This window comes from Winogradskyella costae (assembly GCF_013403865.1).
Lineage (GTDB): Bacteria > Bacteroidota > Bacteroidia > Flavobacteriales > Flavobacteriaceae > Winogradskyella > Winogradskyella costae.
Window position 1 is genome coordinate 81,324 of sequence record NZ_JABFDK010000002.1, and the last position, 24,274, is coordinate 105,597.

General features: G+C 32.9%; 24 protein-coding genes. 11 read left to right on the forward strand and 13 right to left on the reverse strand.

The window, feature by feature from the left end:
• Position 1: 1 nt before the first annotated feature.
• From HM986_RS07555 to HM986_RS07565, 3 genes are all read right to left on the reverse strand, one after another.
• A complete protein-coding gene (locus tag HM986_RS07555; protein WP_179334482.1) occupies positions 2-1,729 on the reverse strand; it encodes a phospho-sugar mutase in 1,728 nt (575 codons plus the stop codon).
• A 75-nt stretch (positions 1,730-1,804) separates the two neighbouring features.
• Positions 1,805-2,755, reverse strand: a complete 951-nt coding sequence (locus tag HM986_RS07560; RefSeq protein WP_179334483.1) for a glycosyltransferase family 2 protein — start codon at positions 2,753-2,755, stop codon at positions 1,805-1,807.
• 43 nt (positions 2,756-2,798) lie between these two features.
• Positions 2,799-3,332 carry a DUF4199 domain-containing protein gene (locus tag HM986_RS07565; protein WP_179334484.1) on the reverse strand — a complete coding sequence of 178 codons (534 nt, stop codon included), beginning with the start codon at positions 3,330-3,332 and terminating at the stop codon, positions 2,799-2,801.
• A 147-nt stretch (positions 3,333-3,479) separates the two neighbouring features.
• Here HM986_RS07565 and HM986_RS07570 point away from each other — a divergent pair, with 147 nt between their 5' ends.
• The 3 genes from HM986_RS07570 to HM986_RS07580 all read left to right on the forward strand — a co-directional run bounded on the left by HM986_RS07570 (position 3,480) and on the right by HM986_RS07580 (position 5,971).
• A complete protein-coding gene (locus HM986_RS07570; protein WP_020896857.1) occupies positions 3,480-3,731 on the forward strand; it encodes a type B 50S ribosomal protein L31 in 252 nt (83 codons plus the stop codon).
• 148 nt (positions 3,732-3,879) lie between these two features.
• Positions 3,880-5,055 carry a GlmU family protein gene (locus HM986_RS07575; RefSeq protein ID WP_179334485.1) on the forward strand — a complete coding sequence of 392 codons (1,176 nt, stop codon included), beginning with the start codon at positions 3,880-3,882 and terminating at the stop codon, positions 5,053-5,055.
• Complete coding sequence (locus tag HM986_RS07580; protein ID WP_179334486.1) at positions 5,024-5,971, forward strand: TolB family protein; 948 nt, start codon at positions 5,024-5,026, stop codon at positions 5,969-5,971. The genes HM986_RS07575 and HM986_RS07580 overlap by 32 nt, the downstream gene beginning before the upstream one ends.
• Positions 5,972-5,980: 9 nt before the next feature.
• Here HM986_RS07580 and HM986_RS07585 read toward each other — a convergent pair whose 3' ends face one another.
• The gene (locus tag HM986_RS07585) at positions 5,981-7,630 is read right to left on the reverse strand and encodes an ABC transporter substrate-binding protein (RefSeq protein WP_179334487.1); all 1,650 of its coding nucleotides are present in this window, start codon (positions 7,628-7,630) and stop codon (positions 5,981-5,983) included.
• Positions 7,631-7,675: 45 nt separating this feature from the next.
• On the opposite strand from HM986_RS07585, the gene mtaB reads away from it, so the two are divergent.
• Positions 7,676-9,010, forward strand: coding sequence for a tRNA (N(6)-L-threonylcarbamoyladenosine(37)-C(2))-methylthiotransferase MtaB (mtaB, locus tag HM986_RS07590; protein WP_179334488.1), 1,335 nt, complete (start codon positions 7,676-7,678; stop codon positions 9,008-9,010).
• An 85-nt stretch (positions 9,011-9,095) separates the two neighbouring features.
• The gene (locus HM986_RS07595; RefSeq protein ID WP_179334489.1) at positions 9,096-9,599 is read left to right on the forward strand and encodes a hypothetical protein; all 504 of its coding nucleotides are present in this window, start codon (positions 9,096-9,098) and stop codon (positions 9,597-9,599) included.
• Positions 9,600-9,674: 75 nt separating this feature from the next.
• Here the strand turns inward: HM986_RS07595 and HM986_RS07600 are convergent, their stop codons facing one another.
• Positions 9,675-9,971 carry an N-acetyltransferase gene (locus tag HM986_RS07600; protein WP_179334490.1) on the reverse strand — a complete coding sequence of 99 codons (297 nt, stop codon included), beginning with the start codon at positions 9,969-9,971 and terminating at the stop codon, positions 9,675-9,677.
• Positions 9,972-10,131: 160 nt separating this feature from the next.
• Here HM986_RS07600 and HM986_RS07605 point away from each other — a divergent pair, with 160 nt between their 5' ends.
• The 3 genes from HM986_RS07605 (at position 10,132) to cls (ending at position 13,335) form a co-directional block, all read left to right on the forward strand.
• Complete coding sequence (locus HM986_RS07605) at positions 10,132-10,794, forward strand: alpha/beta fold hydrolase (RefSeq protein WP_179334491.1); 663 nt, start codon at positions 10,132-10,134, stop codon at positions 10,792-10,794.
• A 135-nt stretch (positions 10,795-10,929) separates the two neighbouring features.
• Complete coding sequence (locus HM986_RS07610) at positions 10,930-11,883, forward strand: lytic transglycosylase domain-containing protein (RefSeq protein WP_179334492.1); 954 nt, start codon at positions 10,930-10,932, stop codon at positions 11,881-11,883.
• Positions 11,884-11,886: 3 nt separating this feature from the next.
• Positions 11,887-13,335 (forward strand): cardiolipin synthase, encoded by a 1,449-nt coding sequence (cls, locus tag HM986_RS07615; RefSeq protein WP_218841416.1) that lies wholly within the window; start codon positions 11,887-11,889, stop codon positions 13,333-13,335.
• Positions 13,336-13,339: 4 nt separating this feature from the next.
• Here the strand turns inward: cls and HM986_RS07620 are convergent, their stop codons facing one another.
• Entirely contained in the window at positions 13,340-13,918 is a 579-nt protein-coding gene (locus HM986_RS07620; protein ID WP_179334493.1) for a tetratricopeptide repeat protein, read from the reverse strand.
• A gap of 173 nt (positions 13,919-14,091) precedes the next feature.
• Between HM986_RS07620 and rpmH the strand changes: the two genes are divergently transcribed.
• The 3 genes from rpmH to HM986_RS07635 all read left to right on the forward strand — a co-directional run bounded on the left by rpmH (position 14,092) and on the right by HM986_RS07635 (position 17,668).
• Positions 14,092-14,253 (forward strand): 50S ribosomal protein L34, encoded by a 162-nt coding sequence (gene rpmH, locus HM986_RS07625; protein WP_115809298.1) that lies wholly within the window; start codon positions 14,092-14,094, stop codon positions 14,251-14,253.
• 132 nt (positions 14,254-14,385) lie between these two features.
• Positions 14,386-17,241, forward strand: a complete 2,856-nt coding sequence (carB, locus tag HM986_RS07630) for a carbamoyl-phosphate synthase large subunit (RefSeq protein ID WP_179334494.1) — start codon at positions 14,386-14,388, stop codon at positions 17,239-17,241.
• Positions 17,242-17,317: 76 nt separating this feature from the next.
• The gene (locus tag HM986_RS07635; RefSeq protein ID WP_179334495.1) at positions 17,318-17,668 is read left to right on the forward strand and encodes a T9SS type A sorting domain-containing protein; all 351 of its coding nucleotides are present in this window, start codon (positions 17,318-17,320) and stop codon (positions 17,666-17,668) included.
• 57 nt (positions 17,669-17,725) lie between these two features.
• On the opposite strand, the gene HM986_RS07640 is transcribed toward HM986_RS07635, so the two are convergent.
• From HM986_RS07640 to HM986_RS07670, 7 genes are all read right to left on the reverse strand, one after another.
• Positions 17,726-18,265, reverse strand: coding sequence for an acyl-CoA thioesterase (locus HM986_RS07640; protein ID WP_179334496.1), 540 nt, complete (start codon positions 18,263-18,265; stop codon positions 17,726-17,728).
• On the reverse strand, positions 18,258-18,974 hold the full coding sequence (locus tag HM986_RS07645; protein ID WP_317167342.1) for a DUF3307 domain-containing protein: 717 nt from the start codon (positions 18,972-18,974) through the stop codon (positions 18,258-18,260). The genes HM986_RS07640 and HM986_RS07645 overlap by 8 nt, the downstream gene beginning before the upstream one ends.
• The gene (locus tag HM986_RS07650) at positions 18,971-19,582 is read right to left on the reverse strand and encodes a transcriptional regulator (protein WP_179334497.1); all 612 of its coding nucleotides are present in this window, start codon (positions 19,580-19,582) and stop codon (positions 18,971-18,973) included. The genes HM986_RS07645 and HM986_RS07650 overlap by 4 nt, the downstream gene beginning before the upstream one ends.
• A 102-nt stretch (positions 19,583-19,684) precedes the next feature.
• Complete coding sequence (gene rmuC, locus HM986_RS07655; protein WP_179334498.1) at positions 19,685-21,073, reverse strand: DNA recombination protein RmuC; 1,389 nt, start codon at positions 21,071-21,073, stop codon at positions 19,685-19,687.
• A gap of 97 nt (positions 21,074-21,170) precedes the next feature.
• Complete coding sequence (locus tag HM986_RS07660; protein WP_179334499.1) at positions 21,171-21,965, reverse strand: ABC transporter ATP-binding protein; 795 nt, start codon at positions 21,963-21,965, stop codon at positions 21,171-21,173.
• A 1-nt stretch (position 21,966) separates the two neighbouring features.
• Positions 21,967-22,998, reverse strand: coding sequence for a FecCD family ABC transporter permease (locus HM986_RS07665; protein ID WP_179334500.1), 1,032 nt, complete (start codon positions 22,996-22,998; stop codon positions 21,967-21,969).
• Positions 22,999-24,144: an ABC transporter substrate-binding protein gene (locus HM986_RS07670; RefSeq protein ID WP_179334501.1), complete on the reverse strand. Its 1,146-nt coding sequence runs from the start codon at positions 24,142-24,144 to the stop codon at positions 22,999-23,001. It lies immediately after the preceding gene.
• Positions 24,145-24,274 lie beyond the last annotated feature (130 nt).

A 24,274-nucleotide genomic window follows, 5' to 3' on the forward strand; every position in this document is an offset into this window, starting at 1 on the left:
ACTATAAATTCATGTCTGCTAAAATCGCATTAATTCTATTATCCAACAATTGCTCCGTTGTCGCAAAGTCTGCCGAATTGTCAAGGTCAGCATTTACGCTGATGTAGAATTTGATTTTTGGTTCTGTACCACTTGGTCTAAGTGCAATTTTACTTCCGTTTTCAGTGTAGTAAATTAATACATTAGATTTTGGAATATCTATAGTTGTTTCTTCGTTAGATTGAAGGTTTTTAGAAATAGATAATTGGTAATCTTCAATTAAGACTACTTTTTCGCCGTTGATTTCTTTTAGCGGATTTTCTCTAGCATCAATCATCATTTGTTTAATTTCTTGTGCTCCTTCAATTCCTTTTTTAGTTATAGATACTAAGCGCTCTTTAAAAAAACCATGTTCAACATATAAATCAATTAATTCTTGATACATAGTTTTGCCCTTTTCTTTTGCTTGTGCAGCAATTTCAATAGCTAATAGCGTAGAAGTTACAGCATCTTTATCGCGAACAAAGTCACCTACCATAAATCCAAAACTTTCTTCACCTCCTCCAATAAAATCCATGGTTGGGAAGTCTTTAATCATTTTTGCAATCCATTTAAAACCAGTTAATCCAATTTTACACTCTACGTCATAAGAATCACCCAAAACAGACATCATTGGAGTAGATACAATTGTAGAGGCTATAAATTGGTTTCCGTTTATTTTATTTTCATTTTTCCATTGGTTTAATAGAAAATTAGTCATTAAAATCATCGTTTGATTTCCGTTAAGAATCACCAATTCATTTTCTAAGTTTCGCACCACAACTCCCAAACGATCGCAATCTGGATCTGTACCAATAACAATATCTCCATCAACTTTTCCTGCAAGTGCTATAGCCATTTTTAAAGCTTCTGGTTCTTCAGGATTTGGAGAGACTACCGTTGGGAAATCACCATTAGGGACACGTTGTTCTTCAACAATATTTACATTGGTATAGCCTGCACGTTTTAAGGTTTCTGGAACGGCTGTAATTGAAGTACCATGTAAAGAGGTAAATACAATATTTAGATTTTCTTTAGCTTCTTTCGAAGTATCAAAACTTCCATTTTTTACAGAAGCATCAATGAATACATCATCAACGTCCTTACCTATATATTGAATTAAATCGGAATTAGCTTCAAACTTAATTTCAGAATAATCTAAACGATTTATTTCAGCGATTACAGCAGCATCTTGTGGTGGCACTAATTGACCACCATCTTGCCAGTATACCTTATATCCATTGTATTCTGGTGGGTTATGAGACGCTGTTAAAACGATACCACAATGGCAGTCTAAATGTTTTAACGCGAATGATAATTCTGGTGTTGGTCTTAATTCTTCAAACAAAAACACTTTAATACCATTAGCTGAAAATACATCAGCAACAAGCTTTCCGAAAGATTGGCTATTATGCCTACAATCATAGGCAATCGCAACTTTTAATTCTTCGTTTGGGAAGGATTCTTTTAAGTAGTTACTTAAACCTTGTGTGTTTTTTCCTAAAGTATATTTATTGATTCGGTTGGTGCCTAATCCCATAATACCTCGCATTCCACCAGTTCCAAATTCGAGATCTTTATAAAAACTCTCTTCTAATTCTTTAGGATTAGAGGCAATCATGTTTTTAATTTCCTTTTGAGAATGGTCATCAAAAGTTGGTGTTAGCCAAGAATTTATACGTTCTAAAATTTCTGGTTTAATATGTATCATGGATAAAGTGGATTTATTAACAAAAATAAACAATTCAAAATTTTAATAAGTCTTGTAAACAATAAAATTAGTTTATCAAGAAAGATTCAAATTTTCTTTTATAAAATAGCGTTGTTGTTGCCGGTTAGAGCGTAAAATAAGTTCGCCCAAGAAGCCTGCGATAAATAATTGCGAACCTATAATCATGGTAGATAATGCAATGTAGAATTGTGGTCGGTCTGTAATGAGTCGTCCTGCGGGGTTTAAAAATAGCTTGTCCATACCTAAATAAAAGGAAAAACAAAACCCGATAAAAAACATGATGACGCCAAGTGCCCCAAATAAGTGCATTGGTCTTTTTCCAAAGTGGGATACAAACCAAATGGTAATGAGATCTAAAAAGCCATTTACAAAGCGATTCATCCCAAATTTAGTATGGCCATATTTACGGGCTTGGTGCTGTACTACTTTTTCCCCTATGTTCGTGAATCCTGCATTTTTAGCAAGAACAGGGATGTAGCGATGCATTTCGCCGTACACATCAATATGTTTTACTACGGTATTACTATAGGCTTTTAAGCCGCAATTAAAATCATTTAAAGTAACACCAGAAGTACGTCTTGCTGCCCAATTGAATAATTTTGAAGGTAAATTTTTAGAGAAATAAGAATCGTAACGCTTCTTTTTCCAGCCAGAAACAAGATCAAAACCATCACCTTTTATCATTTTAAAAAGTTCTGGGATTTCTTCAGGATTATCTTGCAAATCCGCATCCATCGTAATGACTACATCTCCTTCTGCTTTCGCAAAACCAGCATGCAAGGCTTGTGATTTCCCAAAGTTTTTTAGAAACTTAATACCTTTTACTTTAGGATTAATTTCACCTAGTTCAGAAATAATTTGCCATGATTTATCAGTGCTACCGTCGTCTATAAAAAGAATTTCATAAGAAAACTGATTGGATAGCATTACTGATACTATCCAATCGTGTAATTCTTTTAAAGAGTCGCGTTCGTTAAGTAGTGGAATTACTACTGATATATCCATATGTTTAAGTCTAATTTCTACACTTCAAAAATAAAGAAATTATTTAAGCTTCGTTAGGATCATTTTTTTTCATAACCAAAGCAACAAGAAGTCCAATTATTGAATAAAAGACAAAGCCTTGAGCTAAAGATTTTATTTGTGTTCCGATTGCAAAGGTATCTTGTTTTTCCATTTCAATCATCGCTTTTTCTATTTCACTAGCTGGAGCTCCGAAACTTTCCATTAAAGTCGATGTTTTTTCAAGTACAATTTCTTTAAGAATTATTGCGGCATCTTGATCCACATAATTGAATAATATAAATGTAACGAGTGTGCTAATGAAAATACCTATTGCGATCGTTATAAAATATGATGAAAACGCTTGTTTGAAGCTAATAAATCCATTTAGCATGGATTTAGCCTTTGCACAAGAAATAATTCCAAAAATAATACTGACTAAAGGTAGTAATAACATTACAAGCCAAAAATTCACTAATAATTCTAGGTCTATAGCATAACCTATTATTGTAAATGAAACTAAAATAAGACTCAAATAAACTCCGTAATTAACTGCTACAGATTTTAAAGTTTTTTCCATAATTAAGTTGGTTTTTCTAGTTAGTATTCAAAGTTACATAAATGTTACATACTTTTACTAAATAAAATTTGTCAAAAAGATTGTAGATTTATAAAAATTGGTTAAATTTGCACCTCGAAAAATCGAATACATTTAAAGCATTTAGTGATGAAAGCAGGAATACATCCAGAAAATTATAGAGTAGTAGCGTTTAAAGATATGTCTAACGAAGAGGTATATTTAACAAAATCTACAGCAGACACAAGTGAGACTATCGATCTAGATGGTACTGAATATCCATTAGTAAAATTGGAGATTTCTAGAACATCTCATCCATTCTATACAGGTAAATCTAAATTAGTAGATACAGCTGGTCGTATCGACAAGTTCAAAAACAAATACGCAAAGTTTAAAAAATAAACTTTGCTTAATAATATTTATAAAAAGCCTTTCTGTGATCAGAAAGGCTTTTTTATTTTAAGCAATTACATTATTTTTGATCTTATAATTAAGTTGAGTTTATAAGCTTCACGCATCTAAATGTCAATTTATAACTCAAAATCTCGCCATGAATTACATATTATTTGACGGTCCTTATCGTAATAATCTTCTGCCATTTACTTTTACAAGACCAGTTGCAGACTTAAGAGTTGGTATTTTAACGATACGCCAAAAATGGGAATCGTATATTGATTATACCACGACAACTGTTACCGAAGATTACTTATCTGAGAAGTTTCCGATGGTAGAAATGGAAAATAATATTATGATTAACGCTACTTTTCTACCTAATATGGAAGTTGCAGAAGTTGTTAAAAACTTAACCAAAAATCAAGCGCTATTTAAAGGCGAAGATGTCGTAGCCTTTTTTATTGAAGAAGGTGAAGAAGTTAGTGATTTTTCAACCTTTGAAGCGATAGAGTTTGAGGGGGATCTTTTAAAAATTGAACATACTTGGGATATTTTTAGGCTGAATGGTGAGGCGATTATTGAAGATTTTAGTTTAATTACTAAGGATAGAGAATCGCAACCAATACCTGCGACAATAAATACCATTAATCCCGAAAATATTTTTATCGAAAAAGGAGCGACCTTAAATTTTGCAACATTAAATGCTAGTTCTGGTCCAATCTATATTGGTAGAGATGCCGAAGTTATGGAAGGTTCTATTGTAAGAGGTCCTTTTGCGTTATGTAACAATGCTACATTAAAAATGGGGAGTAAGATTTATGGCCCAACGACTGTAGGACCACATAGTAAAGTTGGAGGAGAAGTAAGTAACTCAGTTATTTTTGGCTTTTCCAATAAAGGCCATGATGGTTTCTTAGGGAATTCTGTTATAGGCGAATGGTGTAATCTAGGGGCAGATACGAATACTAGTAATTTAAAAAATAATTACGCAGAAGTTAGACTTTGGGATTACCAAACGGAAGGTTTTGCTAAAACAAGCTTACAGTTTTGTGGATTAATGATGGGAGATCATAGTAAATGCGGTATTAATACCATGTTTAATACAGGTACCGTTGTTGGTGTGAGCGCTAATATCTTCGGAAGTGGTTTTCCTAGAAACTTTGTGCCGAGTTTCTCTTGGGGAGGAAGCAAAGGATTTGTAACGTATAAAACGAATAAGGCCTTTGAAGTTGCAGAAGTGGTAATGGGACGACGTAAAGAGGAATTCACAGATATAGACAAAGCAATTTTAAATCATATTTTTGAAGAATCAAAGCAATATAGAAAAGACTAAAGCCATGTTAAAGCCTAAATTTACCTTACTTTTTTTATTTTTGATAAGTCTCGGATTTTCACAAGAGATTGAAATTAAAAAACTTGAAATTAACACCAAACTAGATCATTTTGCAGCTAGAGTTGTAAATGATAAAGTGTTTTTTAGCTCTAATCTTGTCACAAAAAGAGGGAGAGCAATAACAGATGATTTTTCTCAGGAACTTTTTGGAGTATATTCTGGTATCGTTGATAACAATGGTGAGATAAAAGATATCGAACTTATAAAGAAAACAGAATATGGCCAGTTTAATATGTCTGTTACAACTCACTCAGAAGATGGAAAATATATGTACTTCACCGGTAATCATAACAGAAAGGGAGAGGATAAATTAAAGGATAAAAAAGTTAATAAACTTTTAATCAAAAGAGCTGAATATATTGAAGATAAAGGGTGGACAAACTTTGAAGATTTACCATTTTGTGACCCTGCATTTAATTATGCACATCCGGCTTTATCTCCAGATGGTTCAACCTTGTATTTTATTGCAGATGTTGAAGGGACAAAGGGGAAATCAGATTTATATAAAGTTTCAGTGTCGGATCATAAAAGTTATGGTGAAGTAACAAAATTATCCGATAGTATTAATTCTTCTCGAACAGAGCTTTATCCTTTTGTAAGCACAGATAACAAACTTTACTTTTCTTCTGATAGAAGAGGGGGTAAAGGTTCTTTAGATGTGTATTCTTATGATTTAAAGAACGATAATCCTGAACAGATTGCTGTATCTTTAGATGAACCTATAAATAGTATTGGTGATGATTTCTCATTCTTTCTCAATGATGATTTATCTACAGGGTACTTATCGTCGCGACGCTTAAGAGGTGAGGGCAGAGATGATTTGTATTATTTTTCAGGATTTAAGAGTAACGATTAATTGGAGTGTTTAATTTTGAATTGCACTCTTTTTAACGGATTTCAGTTCTAATAAATTAGTCGCATTAATTCCTAAACCAGTGACATTCTTTCTCGTAAATCTAACCACTTCATCATAAAACATAGGCACTATTGGCGCAGACGCCATAAGTAAAGAATCCATTTTAGTATACAGTTCTATGCGTTTATTATAATCTGTTTCTAAATATGCAGCTTCATACATAGCGTCATATGCATTATTCTTAAAATGGGTGTAATTAGGACCCTTCGGGGCAAAATTCTTACTATAGTATAGGGATAAGTAGTTCTCAGCATCAGGATAGTCCGCAATCCAACTCGCTCTAAAAAAATCGACTTGACCATTGGCTTTTGCGTCTTTAAGACTCGAAGGTGGAATAACATCAATAGCAACCAACAAACCTGTTTTTTGCAGTTCTCGTTGAATGAATTCGCAAAAACTTAAATAATTACTTGTAGTGGTTAATGTAATTTCTGGATTATTAATTCCTGTTTCTACTTTAAACTCGGATACCAATTGCTTTGCTAAATCGGGCTGGTAGTCATAACCAATTGTGGCATTAAAACCAGGTAAACCTTTTGGGATAAAACCACCATTTGCAGGAATTCCGATACCATTTCTTAAATACATCATCATTTTGTTACGGTCAAAACCTACATTAATCGCTTTTCGGAGTTTTAAAGATTGAATCGTGCTAACTTCACTTGCCATAAAAAAAGCGAGATATTCTGTATTAAGATAAGGGCCGCGAATCATATTTACGTCATTAATATAATTCGATTTTAGTTGCCCGACGGTAGTTAAGATTTCATCTTTATAAGAGCCGTCTAAACCAGATACAAAATCAATATTACCTTGGGCAAATTGTAGAAATTCACTTTGTTTATCTGGTAAAAAAGTAATGGCTACAGCTTCAAGATACGGCAACTTTTGGTTTATAGAGTCTCTTTCAAAATAGCTGTCATTTTTTCTGAATACTAATTTTAAATTTTCTTCCCAACGTTTAAATTTAAAAGGCCCCGTGCCAATAGGGTGAGATCTAAAATCGTTACCATAGTGTTCCACAATTTCTTTTGGCACTACAGAACAATATTTCATGGTTAATAAGCCTAAAAATGCAGGGAAAGCTTGTTTCAATTTAATCTGAAATGTAGAATCGTTAACAGCAGAAAAGTCTTCAACCTTATTTAAAACCCAACTTCCTGGAGACGCAATTGCTTTATTTTGTAAGCGGTTTAAGCTATATTCAAAATCAGATGCTGTAACTATCCTTGTAGAATCTTGGTTGTTCAGCGAAGTTGAAGTACTAAACAATTCATGCTTATGAAAAAACACATCATCTCTAAGTGTAAAAGTGTAAGTTTTCGCACTATCAGTAATGGACCAATATTTAGCAATAGAGGGTTTTACATTGAGTTGGTCGTCCATTTGTACTAGTCCATTAAATAATTGATGCGTAGCCCAAATGTCTGCTAAATCTTTAGAAAATGCAGGGTCTAAGGATCCTATATTTTTATGTTCATTATATCTAAAAACGAGGTGGTCTAATGGTTCATTTTGTTTTGAAGTACAAGAAATAGCCATTAAGAAGATGGCTCCACATAGTAAACTATTGAATAAGAATCGTACGAGCTTTAGCATATAAGTTATATGTTGTAAATTTGCCAACTTGGTAAAAGTACAAGAATGAATCCAACAAAAAAAGTCGCATTTTATACATTAGGTTGTAAATTGAATTTTTCAGAAACGTCTACAATTGCAAGAGGTTTTGCAGAAGAAGGTTTTGATCGTGTAGATTTTAAAGAATCGGCTGATATTTATGTGATAAATACCTGTTCGGTAACCGAAAATGCAGACAAGCGTTTTAAAACTATTGTAAAGCAGGCTCAGAAAAGTAATCCAGATGCTTTTGTCGCGGCCATTGGTTGCTATGCGCAATTAAAGCCAGAGGAATTAGCAGATGTAAATGGTGTAGATTTGGTTTTGGGGGCCACAGAAAAATTTAAGATAACCGACTACTTAAACGATTTAACTAAAAATGATTTTGGTGAAGTTCATTCATGTGAAATAGAAGAAGCAGATTTCTATGTTGGTAGCTATTCTATTGGAGACAGAACAAGAGCATTTTTAAAAGTACAAGATGGTTGTGATTATAAATGTACGTATTGCACCATTCCTTTAGCTAGAGGAATTTCTCGTAGTGATACCATGACCAATGTTTTGAAGAATGCTCAAGAGATTTCGGAACAAGGGATTAAAGAAATTGTATTAACGGGTGTTAATATTGGTGATTACGGAAAAGGAGAATTTGGGAATAAAAAACACGAACATACATTTTTAGATTTAGTCAAGCAATTAGATAAAGTTGAAGGCATAGAACGTTTACGAATTTCGTCAATAGAACCAAATTTGTTGAAAAATGAAACTATAGACTTGGTTTCAAATTCGCGAGCATTTGTACCTCATTTTCATATTCCATTACAAAGCGGAAGTAATGAGATATTAAAGAAGATGAAACGCCGCTATATGAAGGAATTGTATATAGATAGAGTTTCAAAAATAAAAGAAGTCATGCCTCATGCTTGCGTTGGTGTAGACGTAATAGTAGGTTTTCCTGGGGAAACTGATGATGTTTTTCTAGAAACTTATAATTTCTTAAGCTCATTAGATATTTCATATTTACACGTGTTTCAATATTCTGAACGCGATAACACTGAAGCGGCAAAAATGCCAGATGTTGTTTCTAAGGCAAAAAGAGTTAAGCGCAGTAAAATGTTGAGAGGTTTATCTGCTAAAAAGCGTCGTGCTTTTTATGAAAATCAATTAGATACGGACCGTATTGTGTTGTTTGAAAGCGAAAACAAGGAAGGTTATATTCATGGGTTTACAGAAAACTATGTCAAAGTAAAAACACCGTGGAATCCAGAGTTAGTTAACACATTAGAGAAAGTGAGATTAACTAAGATAGATGAAGATGGCCTCGTTCGATTTGAGTTTCAAGAAGATTTAACACTTCACTAATTAGATTTTTATGTTTTAATAATAGGTATTTTCCTATAAATAAGTTATTTCGTTTTATATTTGACTTTTAATTAAGGATTTTACATTGAAAAAAATAGCATCTGCTTTTCTTCTTATTGTTTTATTGAGCTCTGCGGTTTCGTGTTCAGATAATAATGAACACCACGTTATTGGAGTTTGGTTATTAACGACGCGTACAATTGACCTCCCCTTTGATGTAAATAAAGATGGGGTGTCTAATGAAAATCTCATTAAAGAATTAGACTGTAATACAAAAGAGACACTAACATTTGAAAATAATGGTACTGTGTTTTCAGGCAATGAGTTTTCTAATCCACTAAAGTATTACAAAGAAGAGGGAACAAATGAATATAAAATAATTTCGGACTGTAACACGGAAGGTATAATAAGTTTCGCGTCTGAGTTTCAAATCATTGAAGAAACTACAATTAAAATTTCAAATAGAGATTATGTATTAAGTGGGGATACCTTAACAACAATCTATAAAAATTCGGTAAAAATTTATACTGAAGATTTTTCTGAAGTCATCGAAACTAAAGATTTAAAACTCATTTATACGAAACAGTAAGTTTATCAAATTAACACATAAAAAAAACCGAAACTTTTAAAGTTTCGGTTTTTTTTATGTGTTAATTTTCTGCAGTTATATGCGAATACCTACAGGAAGCATGCGCTTATATTTTCTGTTACGTCTTACAAATTTAGCAATTTCAGGACTTGTTGGCACCACACTGATGTTTCGTTCTTTAATATTAGAAAAAACTAAATCTATAAAATCTAATTCAAATTCTTCGGTTCTAATAGCATCTGGAATAATCATTTTTGTTAAGAATATCTTCCTTTCCTGCAAAGAATATTCAATAATTGCCATTTCGTTTTCAACATTTAATTCAAATTGACGCAGGAAGTCGTTGTCAATTAACTGAGCAGTTTCTGTCATAATTTCTTTTTATTAAATTCAGCGGTTGGCAGTGTAGATACTATATTTTATATAGTTTTGCTGTGCAAAGGTACAAAAAATCAACGAATGTTTCAGGTTGTCCGTGTTAAAACCTTAAATTGTAATTAATTAAGACGACCATTTAAAAGTTTTAAGACCAATGAATCGTAAATTAACACATGTTTATTTAATGCCAGGCATGGCTGCAAATCCAACGATTTTTGAACATATTAAATTACCCGAGGAGGATTATAAAATTCATTGGTTAGAGTGGCAAATTCCTGATATCAATGAAACGCTTAATGCTTACGCACAACGTATGTGTCAATTTATAGAACATAATAATATCGTTTTATTAGGGGTGTCTTTTGGTGGTATTTTAGTTCAGGAAATGAGTAAGTATATAAGTGTAAAAAAATTAATAGTTGTTTCGAGTGTTAAGTCTCATCACGAACTTCCTAAACGATTAAAACTACTTAAAGTAACTAAAGCTTACAAAATATTACCTACATCTTTAGTGAGTAATATAGACCTTTTAGCTAAATATGCTTTCGGTGAGACTGTAAAGAAACGTGTAGATTTATATAAGAAATACCTTTCTGTAAGTGATAAAACTTACTTGGATTGGGCTATTAAGCAAGTGGTTTGTTGGAGTCAAGAAGAACCGCATCCAGAGGCTGTTTATATTCATGGTGATAACGATGCCGTTTTTCCCCATTCTTGTGGGGGGAATTGTATAGTTGTTAAAGGCGGTACGCATATTATGGTGATTAGTAAGTATAAGTGGTTTAACGAAAATTTACCAAAACTTATTGAAGCTTGAAGTTGAATACTGTTCTTAGATTGATTACATTTATAAAAAAGAAAAATGATGAATGTTTATGTTTAAGGTGTTGTTATTCAGAGGTGTGAACGATGTCGGAGACTATAAATATTCAATTAAATTAAAATAGAACACATGAAAATTATAAAAAATAGTTTAGCACTAATAGGTGTGATTTGTATATCAGGCTTATTTATTTTTTCAATGCAAAAGTCACCAGATGAGATGGCGATACCAGATTATTTAGTAGGGAAAGAAGACCCTATCGTAAATAGTTATAATGTGTACGCCTTAGAAATGCCAGAAAATTTAAACTTTGCAGGTGAAGTTGTACCGGTTAACGATCCGGATATTTATGAGCGTATGGATAGGGAGCTATTGGTAAATACATATTGGCAATCTAATGGACTTTTAATGTTTAAGCGTGCTCAAAAATATTTTCCAATAATAGAGCCAATTTTGAAGAAAAATGGTGTGCCAGATGATTTTAAATATTTAGCAGTAATTGAAAGTGGATTGGTTCAAACTGCAAAATCGCCAGCAGGTGCAAGTGGTGTTTGGCAAATTATGTCTGCCACCGGACGTGAAAATGGTCTAGAGGTTAACGATAATGTTGATGAACGTTATAATCTAGAAAAAGCCACGGAAGTTGCTTGCGATTATTTAAAGAAGGCAAAAGCAAGTTTAGGGTCATGGACCAAAGCAGCAGCAGCATATAATGCAGGTAATTATGGCGTGTCTAGACGATTAAAAGAACAAGACGTTTCTGGTTATTACGATTTACTCTTAGGTGAAGAAACTGGTCGTTATGTGTTTAGAATAGTGGCTTTAAAAGAAATACTTTCTAATCCAGAGAAGTATGGCTTTAATTTTAATAAATCACATTTATACAAAGAAGTGCCAACTTATAAAGTAAAAGTTGATACTGCGGTAACTGATTTTGCAAAGTTTGCTAAACAATTTGGTGTTAACTATAAAATCCTAAAACTTCATAATCCTTGGTTAAGAGAACCTCATTTAAATAATAAATCTAGGAAATCGTATTTTATAGAGATTCCGAAAGAAGGGTATTATAATACCAATCCATAAATTTTGGAGTTCTTAAAAAACCATATTTGGCAAATTTTAATTGTTCTCAATTATACGGTTGCTTTGTCTGCAGTGGTTACTATTTTATTAAAAAAGGTAAATCCAACAAAGGCTTTAAGTTACATTATTGGTCTATTGGCTTTACCTTTTTTAGGTTTAATTGTCTATTACCTATTTGGGCAAGAGTACCGAAAGAATAAAATTTTCTCTAGAAAGAATGTTTTAAATCAATCGATTGTTAAAAGAATTCAAAGCGAATTAGAGCTAGATAGTAAGGAGGTCAACGAAGTTGATGATTTATTAGATCAAAAATCTAAAGTCATACCTTTATTATACAATAATGAAAAATCAAAACTGACCATTAATAATGATGTAAAACTCATTAAAAATGGTGACGAAAAATTTAGATTATTATTTAAAGATATTGAAGAAGCAGAATACCATATCCATCTTGAATATTTTATAATTAAAGATGACATAATAGGAACTGAATTGCTCAATTTATTATGTAAAAAAGCAAATGAAGGATTAGAAATTAGAATAGCAATAGATGACGTTGGAAGCTCTATAACGTCTAAGATGAAACGTAAGTTAAAGGAATGTGGTATAGAAATGCATTCCTTTATGCCGGTTCGGTTTTCTAATTCAACAGGAAAAATGAATTATCGCGATCATCGTAAAATTGTTGTGATCGATGGAAAAATTGGCTATGTTGGTGGTATTAATGTTTCTGATGATTATGTCAATGCTAATAACACGAGGTATTGGAGAGATACACATATTCGTATTATAGGAGAAGCTGTAAAACCATTACAAATATTATTTTTTACAACGTGGGATTTTGTTAGTGGCGACAAATTAGAAATTTCAAAAACATATTTTCCAAAGCATAATTGTAAAGAAAATGTTCCACTTCAAATTGCAGCTAGTGGTCCGGATACAGATTGGTCTAATATTATGGAGGCTATTTTTGTGGCTATTACAAATGCAGAAGACCATGTGTATATTACAACACCTTATTTTATTCCAAATAGCGAAATAGTTACAGCGCTTCAAGTTTTGGCTCGGAGTAATAAAGAGGTTAAAATTATTGTTCCAAAAACGTCGGATTCTTGGATTGCAGAATATGCAACAAATTCTTATTTAGAAATGCTTTTAGAGGCGGGAGTAGAGGTCTATCGCTACACTAAAGGATTTATCCATGCCAAAACGATGGTTGTTGATGGCGTATTTTGTACCGTAGGGACAACCAATATGGATTATAGAAGTTTCAATATTAATTTTGAGGTGAATGCTTTAATCTATAATGAAAAAATCAGTAGTGAGTTAACGGACTTCTTTAATGATGATTTAAAGCATTGCGAAAGGTTAGATTTAGAATCTTGGAAAAACCGCTCTAAACGCACAAAACTAATTGAGGCAGTTGCGCGTTTAATGGCTCCTATATTGTAAACTATTATCGTCTGCTTCTTCGGTTTTGTCTAGCAGATGTTGGTTGCCCGTATTGCTGTTTTGGCATGGTCGCTTTTTTCATTTGATCTTTCATCATCTTAATTTGCTCAGCAAGCATATCTCTTTTGTCTAATTTCTGAGCTTCAGCTAATAATTTTTGCGCTTCTGGCTTTCTGCGTTTAGAAAAAGCGATTCCGGCTAAATTCAGTTTCGCCATTGCTAAATCGTGATCCATTGATAAACCTAAACTAATTGCTTTCTTAAAATAGCCTTCAGCTTCGTTCATATTTGTTTGAGACACCATAATACCGTTTAGATAATTTAAATAGCCTTGTTGTTTTTTTACTAAAGCGCCTTCAGGGTTCTTTATTTTATCTAACCACTTTTTAGCTCCAACAAAATCTTGTTTTCTGAGTTTTAAAAATGCTAGTAGAATCATTTCATTTTTAAAATAAAGGAAAATGAATATCGTAGAAAGTAAAAGGTACATTATACCATTACCAATGTTACCTTCAGTGAATTGATAGACGCCGAAACCAATAATTAACGCGGCAATGACTAGTTTTATATTTTTATTAAACATATTTCTGTGTATTTTTGCAGAGCGCAAAGATAATAAAATCTAAGAGTTAAAATTCTAAACAAAATTTTTCTTTTGCTTCTTGCTAAAGTAAAAACTTGTTGTATATTTGCACGCAGTTTTGAGAGACCCTCTCAAATTGAAAAATGATTATTAGTTTATAAAATATATAAGACATGCCAAAAAGAACGTTTCAACCGTCAAAAAGAAAAAGAAAAAACAAGCACGGTTTCAGAGAAAGAATGGCTTCTGTTAACGGAAGAAAAGTTTTAGCGCGTAGAAGAGCTAAAGGAAGAAAGAAATTATCTGTATCTACAGAAACAAGACATAAAAAATAATGATTAACAATTGTTAATATATTAGGGCGTTACTTAGGTGTAACGCCTTTTTTTGTATCCTATTGATAACTATTTTTGCATCTGCAAATGACATATGAAACACATTTGCAATTTCACTAAACATAAAGTCTCATGCCAAAAAACAAAAACATAAAATCTGTTTTACTTATCGGTTCTGGTCCTATAGTTATAGGGCAAGCCTGTGAATTCGATTACTCAGGTTCTCAAGCGCTTCGATCATTAAGAGAAGATGGAATTGAAACTATTCTTATTAATTCTAACCCTGCAACGATAATGACTGATCCCACGATGGCGGATCATGTATATTTGTTGCCATTAACTACTAAATCACTAATTCAAATTTTAAAGAATCATCCGCAAATTGATGCTGTATTACCTACCATGGGAGGACAAACGGCGTTAAATCTTTGTATTGAGGCTGACGAAAAAGGAATTTGGAAAGATTTTGGCGTCGATATTATAGGGGTAGATATTGATGCTATTAATATTACTGAAGACAGAGAACAATTTAGAGAGTTAATGTTAAAGATTGGTGTTGGAATGGCACCTCAAGCAACAGCAACCTCGTATCTAAAAGGTAAGGAAATTGCACAAGAATTTGGTTTCCCTTTAGTAATTAGAGCATCGTACACCTTAGGTGGGGAAGGCGCTTCTTTTGTATATAAAGAAGAAGATTTTGACGAAATGCTAACGCGTGGTTTGGAGGTTTCTCCAATTCACGAAGTCATGATTGACAAAGCTTTAATCGGTTGGAAAGAATACGAATTAGAGTTATTACGAGATAAAAACGATAATGTAGTTATTATCTGTACAATTGAAAATATGGATCCGATGGGAATTCATACCGGAGACTCAATTACATTGGCGCCTGCAATGACATTATCTGATAAAACGTATCAGAAAATGCGAGATATGGCCATTCATATGATGCGAAGTATTGGTGATTTCGCAGGTGGTTGTAATGTGCAATTCGCTGTGAGTCCTGATGATGAAGAGGAAATAATCGCCATTGAAATCAATCCACGTGTATCTCGTTCTTCTGCATTAGCGAGTAAAGCAACAGGTTATCCTATTGCCAAGATTGCATCAAAATTAGCTATTGGTTATAATTTAGATGAATTAGATAATCAGATTACAAAATCAACATCTGCGTTATTTGAGCCAACTTTAGATTACGTTGTAGTAAAAATTCCACGCTGGAACTTCGATAAGTTTGAAGGTTCAGATCGTACATTAGGGTTACAAATGAAGTCTGTTGGTGAAGTGATGGCAATTGGTCGTTCGTTCCAAGAAGCACTTCATAAAGCCACACAATCTTTAGAAATTTCGAGAAACGGATTAGGAGCAGATGGTAAAAGTAATAAAGATTACGATACTATAATTGAAAAATTAACACATGCCAGTTGGGATCGTGTATTTGTGATTTATGATGCAGTCGCTATGGGAATTCCATTGAGTCGTATTCATGAAATCACAAAAATTGATATGTGGTTTTTGAAGCAATATGAAGAATTGTTTCAACTTCAAAAAGAGATTTCGACCTTTAAAATCAATACTATTGAGCGCGAACTATTGTTAGAAGCTAAGCAAAAAGGCTATGGTGACAGACAAATAGCACATATGTTAGGTTGTTTAGAAAGTGAAGTTTATAATAAACGAAGCGAATTAAGTATCAATCGTGTATTTAAATTAGTAGATACTTGTGCTGCCGAGTTTAAAGCACAGACACCATATTATTATTCAACTTTTGAAAGTGAAGTAGAAAAACCAGACGGATCTGTTTATGTACAAAACGAGAGTGTCGTTACAGATAAAAAGAAAATTATTGTTTTAGGTTCTGGTCCAAATAGAATTGGTCAAGGTATCGAATTTGATTATTGTTGTGTGCATGGTGTATTGGCAGCTGCAGAATGTGGTTATGAAACTATAATGATTAACTGTAACCCAGAAACGGTTTCTACCGATTTTGATATTGCAGACAAATTATATTTTGAACCTGTATTTTGGGAACATATTTATGATATCATTCAACATGAAAAGCCAGAAGGTGTTATTGTTCAATTAGGTGGTCAAACAGCTTTAAAGCTTGCTGAAAAGCTAGAGCGCTATGGTATTAAAATTATGGGAACGAGCTTCCAATCTTTAGATTTAGCCGAAGATAGAGGAAGTTTTTCAAATATATTAAAAGAACATAATATTCCATACCCAGAATTTGATGTTGCTGAATCAGCAGATGAAGCGTTAGCTATTGCAGATGTCTTAGATTTTCCGATTCTAGTGAGACCTTCTTACGTATTAGGAGGCCAAGGGATGAAAATTGTAATTAATAAACAAGAGCTAGAATCTCATGTAATCGATTTATTAAAATCTATTCCTGGTAATAAGTTGTTATTAGATCATTATTTAGATGGTGCGATAGAGGCAGAGGCAGATGCTATTTGTGATGCAGATGGTAATGTTCATATTATTGGTATAATGGAGCATATTGAGCCGTGTGGAATTCATTCAGGTGACAGTAATGCATTATTACCAGCCTTCAATTTGGGTGATTTGGTAATGCAGCAAATTATAGATCATACCCATACTATTGCAAGAGCCTTAAATACTATTGGTTTAATTAATATTCAATTCGCTATTCAAGATGATATTGTTTACATTATTGAGGCCAATCCTAGAGCATCACGTACAGTTCCTTTTATCGCAAAAGCGTACAAAGAACCGTATGTAAATTATGCAACTAAGGTAATGTTAGGAGAGAAAAAAGTGACTGATTTTAATTTTAATCCGCAATTAGAAGGGTACGCTATTAAGCAACCTGTATTTTCATTTAATAAGTTTCCAAACGTTAATAAACAATTGGGGCCAGAAATGAAAAGTACAGGAGAAAGTATCTTATTTATTGAGAATTTAAAGGACGATCAGTTTTATGATTTATATGCGAGAAGAAAAATGTATTTAAGTAAATAATGGCATGGTTTTCGATGAAGTGTAAGTGTTATTCATTAATAATTACTAACTTAGCATTAATCAATGCCCTACTTATATGAAATTAAAATTACTTTTCTTACTCTTTTTTATAGTGGCATATTCGTTTGCTCAGGCACCGGCAACTCAAGTTTCTAATAGCGGAACGGGCTTAAGTTCAATTGAGATTCAAAATAATGAATTTACTATTGCACCTAACCCGGCTAAGAATAAACTTAATATTAAATTACTTAATACAAGTGAAGATTTAAAATTAGAAGTTTTTGATGTCTTAGGAAAACGAATCTATAAAGGTCTAATAACTAAATTAGAATCTTCAATTGACGTTTCTAATTGGAAAAGTGGAGTTTATTTAGTGAGAATAACTGATGACACAGTTACACACACTAAACGTTTTATTAAACAGTAAAATAGCCATAATTATTTATAAAAAAAAGGCTAGTTCATTTTTGAACTAGCCTTTTTTCTATTTAAAGGCAACTTGGACTTTGTAATCCTCGAGCTTTTCTAAGTGTTGGTCTAAATTTTTATAGAGATTCTCTAAATCCATACTTCGTTTAGTATCGCTTTCTTGTCTAATTATAGATTTAATAAAGCGTTTTGCCGCTAATTTATTGGATAAAATTAAACCGGGAACAGAAACTTTATTGCCCTCTTCATCAACAGCGACCATTATAAAATAAGAAGAATTGCAATGTTTTGTTGCGCCTGTTCTAATGTTCTCAGATTCTACTCTTATGCCTACAACCATGGAGGAATTACCTACGTAATTTACTGAGGCTTTCATGGTTACTAATTCTCCAACTTCAATTGGATTTAAGAAGTTGACTTTATTAACGGATGCTGTGACACAATAACTGCGAGAGTGCTTTGATGCGCAAGCAAAAGCAACATTATCCATTAGACTCAAAATGTAACCGCCATGGATCTTTCCGCCAAAATTGGCATGAGATGGTTTCATTAATTCTGAAATCTGAATCCTAGAATCTTCAGTGGGTTTAAACATAATTTATAAGAGTTAAGTATAGCAAACTAGTCATTATAGCAATGCCAAAACTGATTAATGTACCTATTAAAATGTATTCTGTTAATTTTCGTTCTTTAGATGCCGTGAGATCTCCAAATCTAAAAACGGATTTTGCCGTTATTAAAAATCCCACGGCTTCCCAATGGCCTAAAATGACAAAGACAAATACTAAAAGGCGTTCTAAAACACCAATATAGGTGCCTGCATCTTTTAATGATTCGTTGTCTTTTGTCAGTTTTGAAATGTTCCATTTAGAGAAAATGGTTTTCATTATTATAGATGTAGGCTTTGTTAAAAAGGCCACACAAATTATCAAGAGTAGAAGCTGAGCATCTAAAATCAAAGAGAAGTCAAAATCATCAACATATAGAAGTGCTGTTAACCCAACGATTGAAATAATATGGAATAACTGATCTAATAAAAAATATAAACGTTTTGTTTTTTTACGTTGAAGAATAAGCTTTAAGCCATCGATAATTAGGTGTAACAAACCAATACCTAATATTAATGGAGTGTATGATAAATCCCAAACGAATACAAACATTAAGGCCAGATGAACCGCAACATGTACATACAACCAAACGGATTTTAGTTTCTTTTGCTCTTTATGTTTTACCCAATTTGTGGGCTGAAGAAAGAAATCTCCAATAAGGTGTGCCAAGAAAAGTTTTAAAATGAGTAACATCATAATTGGTCTATTTTCTGCCTAAATAAATGGTCTAATTCTAAAATTTCGTCTAAATACGCACGTTTTTGGCGTTTACTTACTGCATCTTGACTTATGTTAATAAGCTTAGCCAAGTCAGATTGAATCATATTTGGGTGTTCTATGCTGAGTTTCACAACCTCTGCAGAGTTTACTGTCCAATTATCCATGGCAATTAAAGCAAGTTTAAAATAAAGATTAAGCTCTGTATTTATCACGTCGCTGTTGGTCTTAAGTTTTAGATTGACTTTCTCTTTTTTTAAGGTTTCAAGAGTTTCACCAGAATATATAAAAGCTTCACCGTTAGATTCGCTTACCGTTTTACCTTGATACGTTTTGTCTCCGATACCAATAGCAAGTCGCACATCTAAACCTTTTATCGTTTTAATACATGCTTTTAAATATACAGCATTTTTGAAACCGTTGAGCGCATCACTACATTCAATTTGAAAGCTATCTCCTCTGTAGATTTCGTAGTCAGAAGTGTGCGTAGATAGTGTGCTTAAAGCCGTTTTTAAGGTGTCTAACCATAAACTTTGGCTCGTTGCTTCTCTAGATTTTATAATATCACCAGTAATTATACTTGTCATATATTCTTATATTACCCTCAAATATATGCCTTTAAAACGGAATAATCTAATTTATGCCTTTATTATGGCATATTTGTAATTATGCCTTTAAATAGGACTATTTTATAAATCATCTTCATTAGCACGTTTGATAAAACTTTCAGGAAGTGATTTCTTAGCTTTAGCTCCCATTTTTTTAATCTTCTCGACTCGAGAAATAAGATTACCTTTTCCATCCACCAACTTATTCATCGCAGCTGAATAGTCACTCTTAGCGGCATCAATCTTTTTACCAACACCAGTTAAGTCTATAACCAAGCCTTCAAATTTATCATAAAGCGCACCAGCTTGTTTCGCAATTTCTAAAGCATTTTGTTGCTGTTTTTCGTTATTCCACATAGAATCTATGGTACGTAAAGTTGCCAAAAGGGTAGAAGGTGTAACGATTACAATATTCTGTTCAAAAGCTTTATTGTACAATGAATTATCTTCATTAATGGCGACTGCAAAAGCAGGTTCAATAGGAATAAACATCAATACAAAATCGGGTGATTCAATATCGTATAAATCTTGATAATTTTTAGCAGAAAGCTGATCTACGTGTTTCTTAATTGAATTCACATGCGCTTTTAAAAACAGAGGACGTTGGTCGTCTTCAGCGTTTACAAACTGCTCGTAAGCGGTTAATGACACTTTAGAATCTATAATCATTTTTTTAGAATCCGGTAGATGTAATACTACATCTGGCATCACACGAGAACCATCCTCACGCTGAAAGTTTTGTTGTACAAAATATTCTCTATCTTTCTCTAATCCTGATTTTTCTAAGACACGCTCTAAGACTAATTCGCCCCAATTTCCTTGTGTTTTACTATCTCCTTTTAACGCACGGGTAAGGTTTGTGGCTTCTTTTGCCATAATTTGATTAAGATCTTTAAGCCCCACTAACTGCTCTTTTAAAGCCGAGTGCATGCTGATACTTTCCTTTTGCGTATCATCAACTTTTTTCTCAAAGAGTTGTATTTTTTCTTGTAAAGGATTTAATATATTTTTGATGTTCTCTTTATTCTGAAGTGTGAATTTTTCAGATTTTTCATCTAATATTTTAGAGGCCATTAGCTCAAAATCCTTTCGCAACTGCTCTTGTTGTAAGATGAGTTCTTCGTCGCGTTTTAGGTTTATTTTTTCAAGATTCTCGTATTCCGAATTACGTCTCGAAAGTTCCGTATTTAAAAAGTCTTTTTCTTGTCTAATCGCTTCACGTTCAATTTCAATTTTAGAAACCGTTTCTTTCAAATCTGTTAATTGTTGCGTGAAAAATTGATTCTGTTTTTGATTTTCAGTTTCAGAATGGATTTTGAATTCATTGAATTGTTGTTGCAAATTAGCATTACGCTCTTCTAAAGTGCTTTTGTCACTTTTACTCTTTAATTGAGAAAATTTGAGACCAATAAATGCTCCGATACCTGCAGAAATAATAATAGCTAAAAATAGAATTAGTGAGTCGTTCATAGTTTGAAAATGGATATTTTTCAAAGATAATTTATAAAAAGGAAATTGAAGTTGAAAATGAAAATGAAAATAAAATTGAACTGAAGAAACAGTAAAATTATTTCGTCACTCTAAAGCTTCCTGTTTTATCATCAAAAACAATCAGGTCTTTAGGGAAAAGGGATTCAAAAATACCTTCCGTAATTAATTGACAAGGTTGATTGCAAACTACATTATCCTTTTGCATTACAATCATGGTATCACATAATTGAATGGCTAAATCAATTTCATGCGAAGAAAATAATATGGTTTTACCTGTATCTTTGGTTAACTTTTGAAGCAACTTTAAAATGTAGGCCTTATGATACATATCGAGATGTGAGGTGGGCTCGTCTAAAACAATAATAGCTGTATCTTGGGCTAAAGCTCTTGCAATCATTACTTTTTGTAACTGCCCATCACTAAGCTCGTAGCATTTTTTATCTTTTAATTCGAAAATATTAACCAATGTCATGGCCTTTTTAATAATTGCAGTATCATTTTCGGTGAGGTTGCCTATCCAATTGGTATAAGGATGTCGACCTAAAGATACCAACTCGAAAACTGATAAATTTTTAGACGTTAAAGGCTCTGTCAACACAATACTTAATTGTTTGGCGAGTTCTACAATCGAAGTCGATTTAAGGTTTTTATCGTTAAGTAGAATTGAACCCGATAATTCAGGTTGTACTTTAATGAGTGTTCTTAGTAAGGTTGATTTGCCAATGCCGTTGGCGCCAACTAAGCCAATAAGTTGGCCTTTTTTTAATTCAAAATTAATATTTGAAGCAATAACTGTTTCAGCTTTCTTAGTTTTGTAGCCAATAGAAAGTTGCTCTGCTTTAAGGATGATTTGTGAGGTTTCTGTTTTCATTTTAAAACATCATTTTTCGTTGTCTCACTAATAACCATATTACAACCGGAGCACCAACCAAAGCGGTAATCGCATTAATGGGTAAGGTGTAATCACTATTTGGAACTTGTGCAATAGTGTCGCATATTAGAATCACAATCGCTCCAAATAAAAATACAGCTGGTAATAATATTTTATGATTGGTTGTTTTAAAAACCTGACGTGTTAAATGCGGAATTGCTAAACCGATAAATGCAATTGGTCCTGCAAAAGCCGTAACTGTGCCTGCAATTAAACTGGTGGCTAATATGATTATGAGTCTACTTTGCTTCAAATTTAAACCTAAACTTTTGGCATAATTATCACCTAATAATAAACTGTTTAATCCTTTGATAGACGAGATGCTGAGTAATAGCCCAACAACATATATAGCGAAGAAAATTAAAAGTTCACTCCAAGATAAATTACTCAGGCTACCAAATCCCCAAAATATATATTGTTGAAGCTGTTCTGCTGAACTGAAATAAGATAATACACTAACGACTGCTGCGGTAATGCTTCCAAACATTAAACCAATGATAAGAATTGCCATCGTATCTCTAACTTTATTTGAAACCGCCAAAACCGCCAATAAAACCAGAAAACTGCCTAAACTTGCTGCGATAACAATACTCCATTTTGTAGCTAGAGCAGTTGCAAATAAGCCACCAAAAAGACCTGAGCCTAAAATAATTAAAGCCACACCTAAACTAGCACCAGAACTAATCCCTAAAACAAAAGGACCAGCTAAAGGGTTTCTAAATAAGGTTTGCATCAATAATCCTGAAATTCCCAAACCAGACCCCACCATAATCGCAGTAATGGCTTTAGGCAATCTATAATTTATAACAATAACGTTCCAATTTGAAGTGGTATCAATAGTTCCAAAAAAGCTTCCAAAAATAGCGTTAAGCGGAATATTAATGGAGCCCAAACTAATATTCACAATAAAGCAAACCAATAGTACTACTGAGAGGCATAAGAATTGAAATCGATATGTTTTTTGGTTATTCAATTAATTAAGACGTTTAAAGAAATAAGGTGTGTAATCTGTGAGCAATTCAGGATGACAAATTTTTATTAAATCTTTTAGAACCAAATCTGGTCGTGTGGTTCCTAATTCGTAATATAGGACACCTCCAGTTTCTCCTGTTGTGTTGGAGAAGCTATAAATGTTTTGTTCTTTAAAAGCGTCAAAATTGGTGTAAAGTGAATTTGTGTCTTCTAATTGTTTTAAACTAGAATAGTACGATGGGCTCAGCCATAAATCAGCATCCTTAGCTTTGTCTAAGACCACTTCAAAACTTAAGGCTAAACTACCGTTTCCTGTCGTATCACTCCATAAATAATTGACGTTAGCATCTTTTAAAAACTGAGCCTCAGGGCTAGAGCCATTTGGTAAATACCACACATCTTTGTGCATCGCTCCACTTAAAACAGTAGGTTGGTGTTTGGCTTGTTTTGCAATTTCTTTTGCTGCGAGATAGTCTCGTTCAATACTGTTAAATATAGAATCGGCTTCTTTTTCTTTACTAAAAAGTACACCAAAAAATTTAATCCATTCCGCTTTTGCTAAGGCAGAAGCTTCTGCCCAATCACCATTGTAAATCACAGGAATACCAGATTTTTTAAGGGTTTCGAAGGTTTTATTTACTCCATCGACTCCAAAACCAACCACAATATCAGGATTTAAAGCGAGTAAAACTTCGGTATTAAGACCTTCATTTTTTCCTAGCTCTCGTACTTTGCCCGCGTTAATTAACGCTCTGGTCTTTTTTGAAGACACATAATCAGAACCAGGAAAACCAATTAGGGTTTCTTCCGCTCCTATAAGCTCTAAAGCGGGAATATGGGTTGTAGACGTCACTACGGTTTTAGTAATTGGCGTAATAATGATGCCATCATAATCGTCTTTATTATAGGTCGTTTTTGCAGCTTGTTCTTTTGTAAGTAATAAATAGGTATATGTCTTTTCTGCTGTTGGCCAGGCTTTAGTGATTTTTATAGTTTTACTATGATCTGATTGCGAAATTTTAAACCCTTTAGCATATTTTAGAGCTATCTGTTTACTTTCAGTGTGCTGTAAAGGGCTAGTGCTTTTAGTTTCGTTTTTACATGCACTTACGACAAGTAGAAGTATTAAGAATTTTATAATTTTCATATGTAACCTTTGTAACTAATGATTATATCTTGAATAGATAAATTTGTTAAAACTAAAGTCATGAGAGACGATTCAAATTTAACACTATATATCGTTGCAGGAATAATCCTAGCACATTTTTTAATAGGAT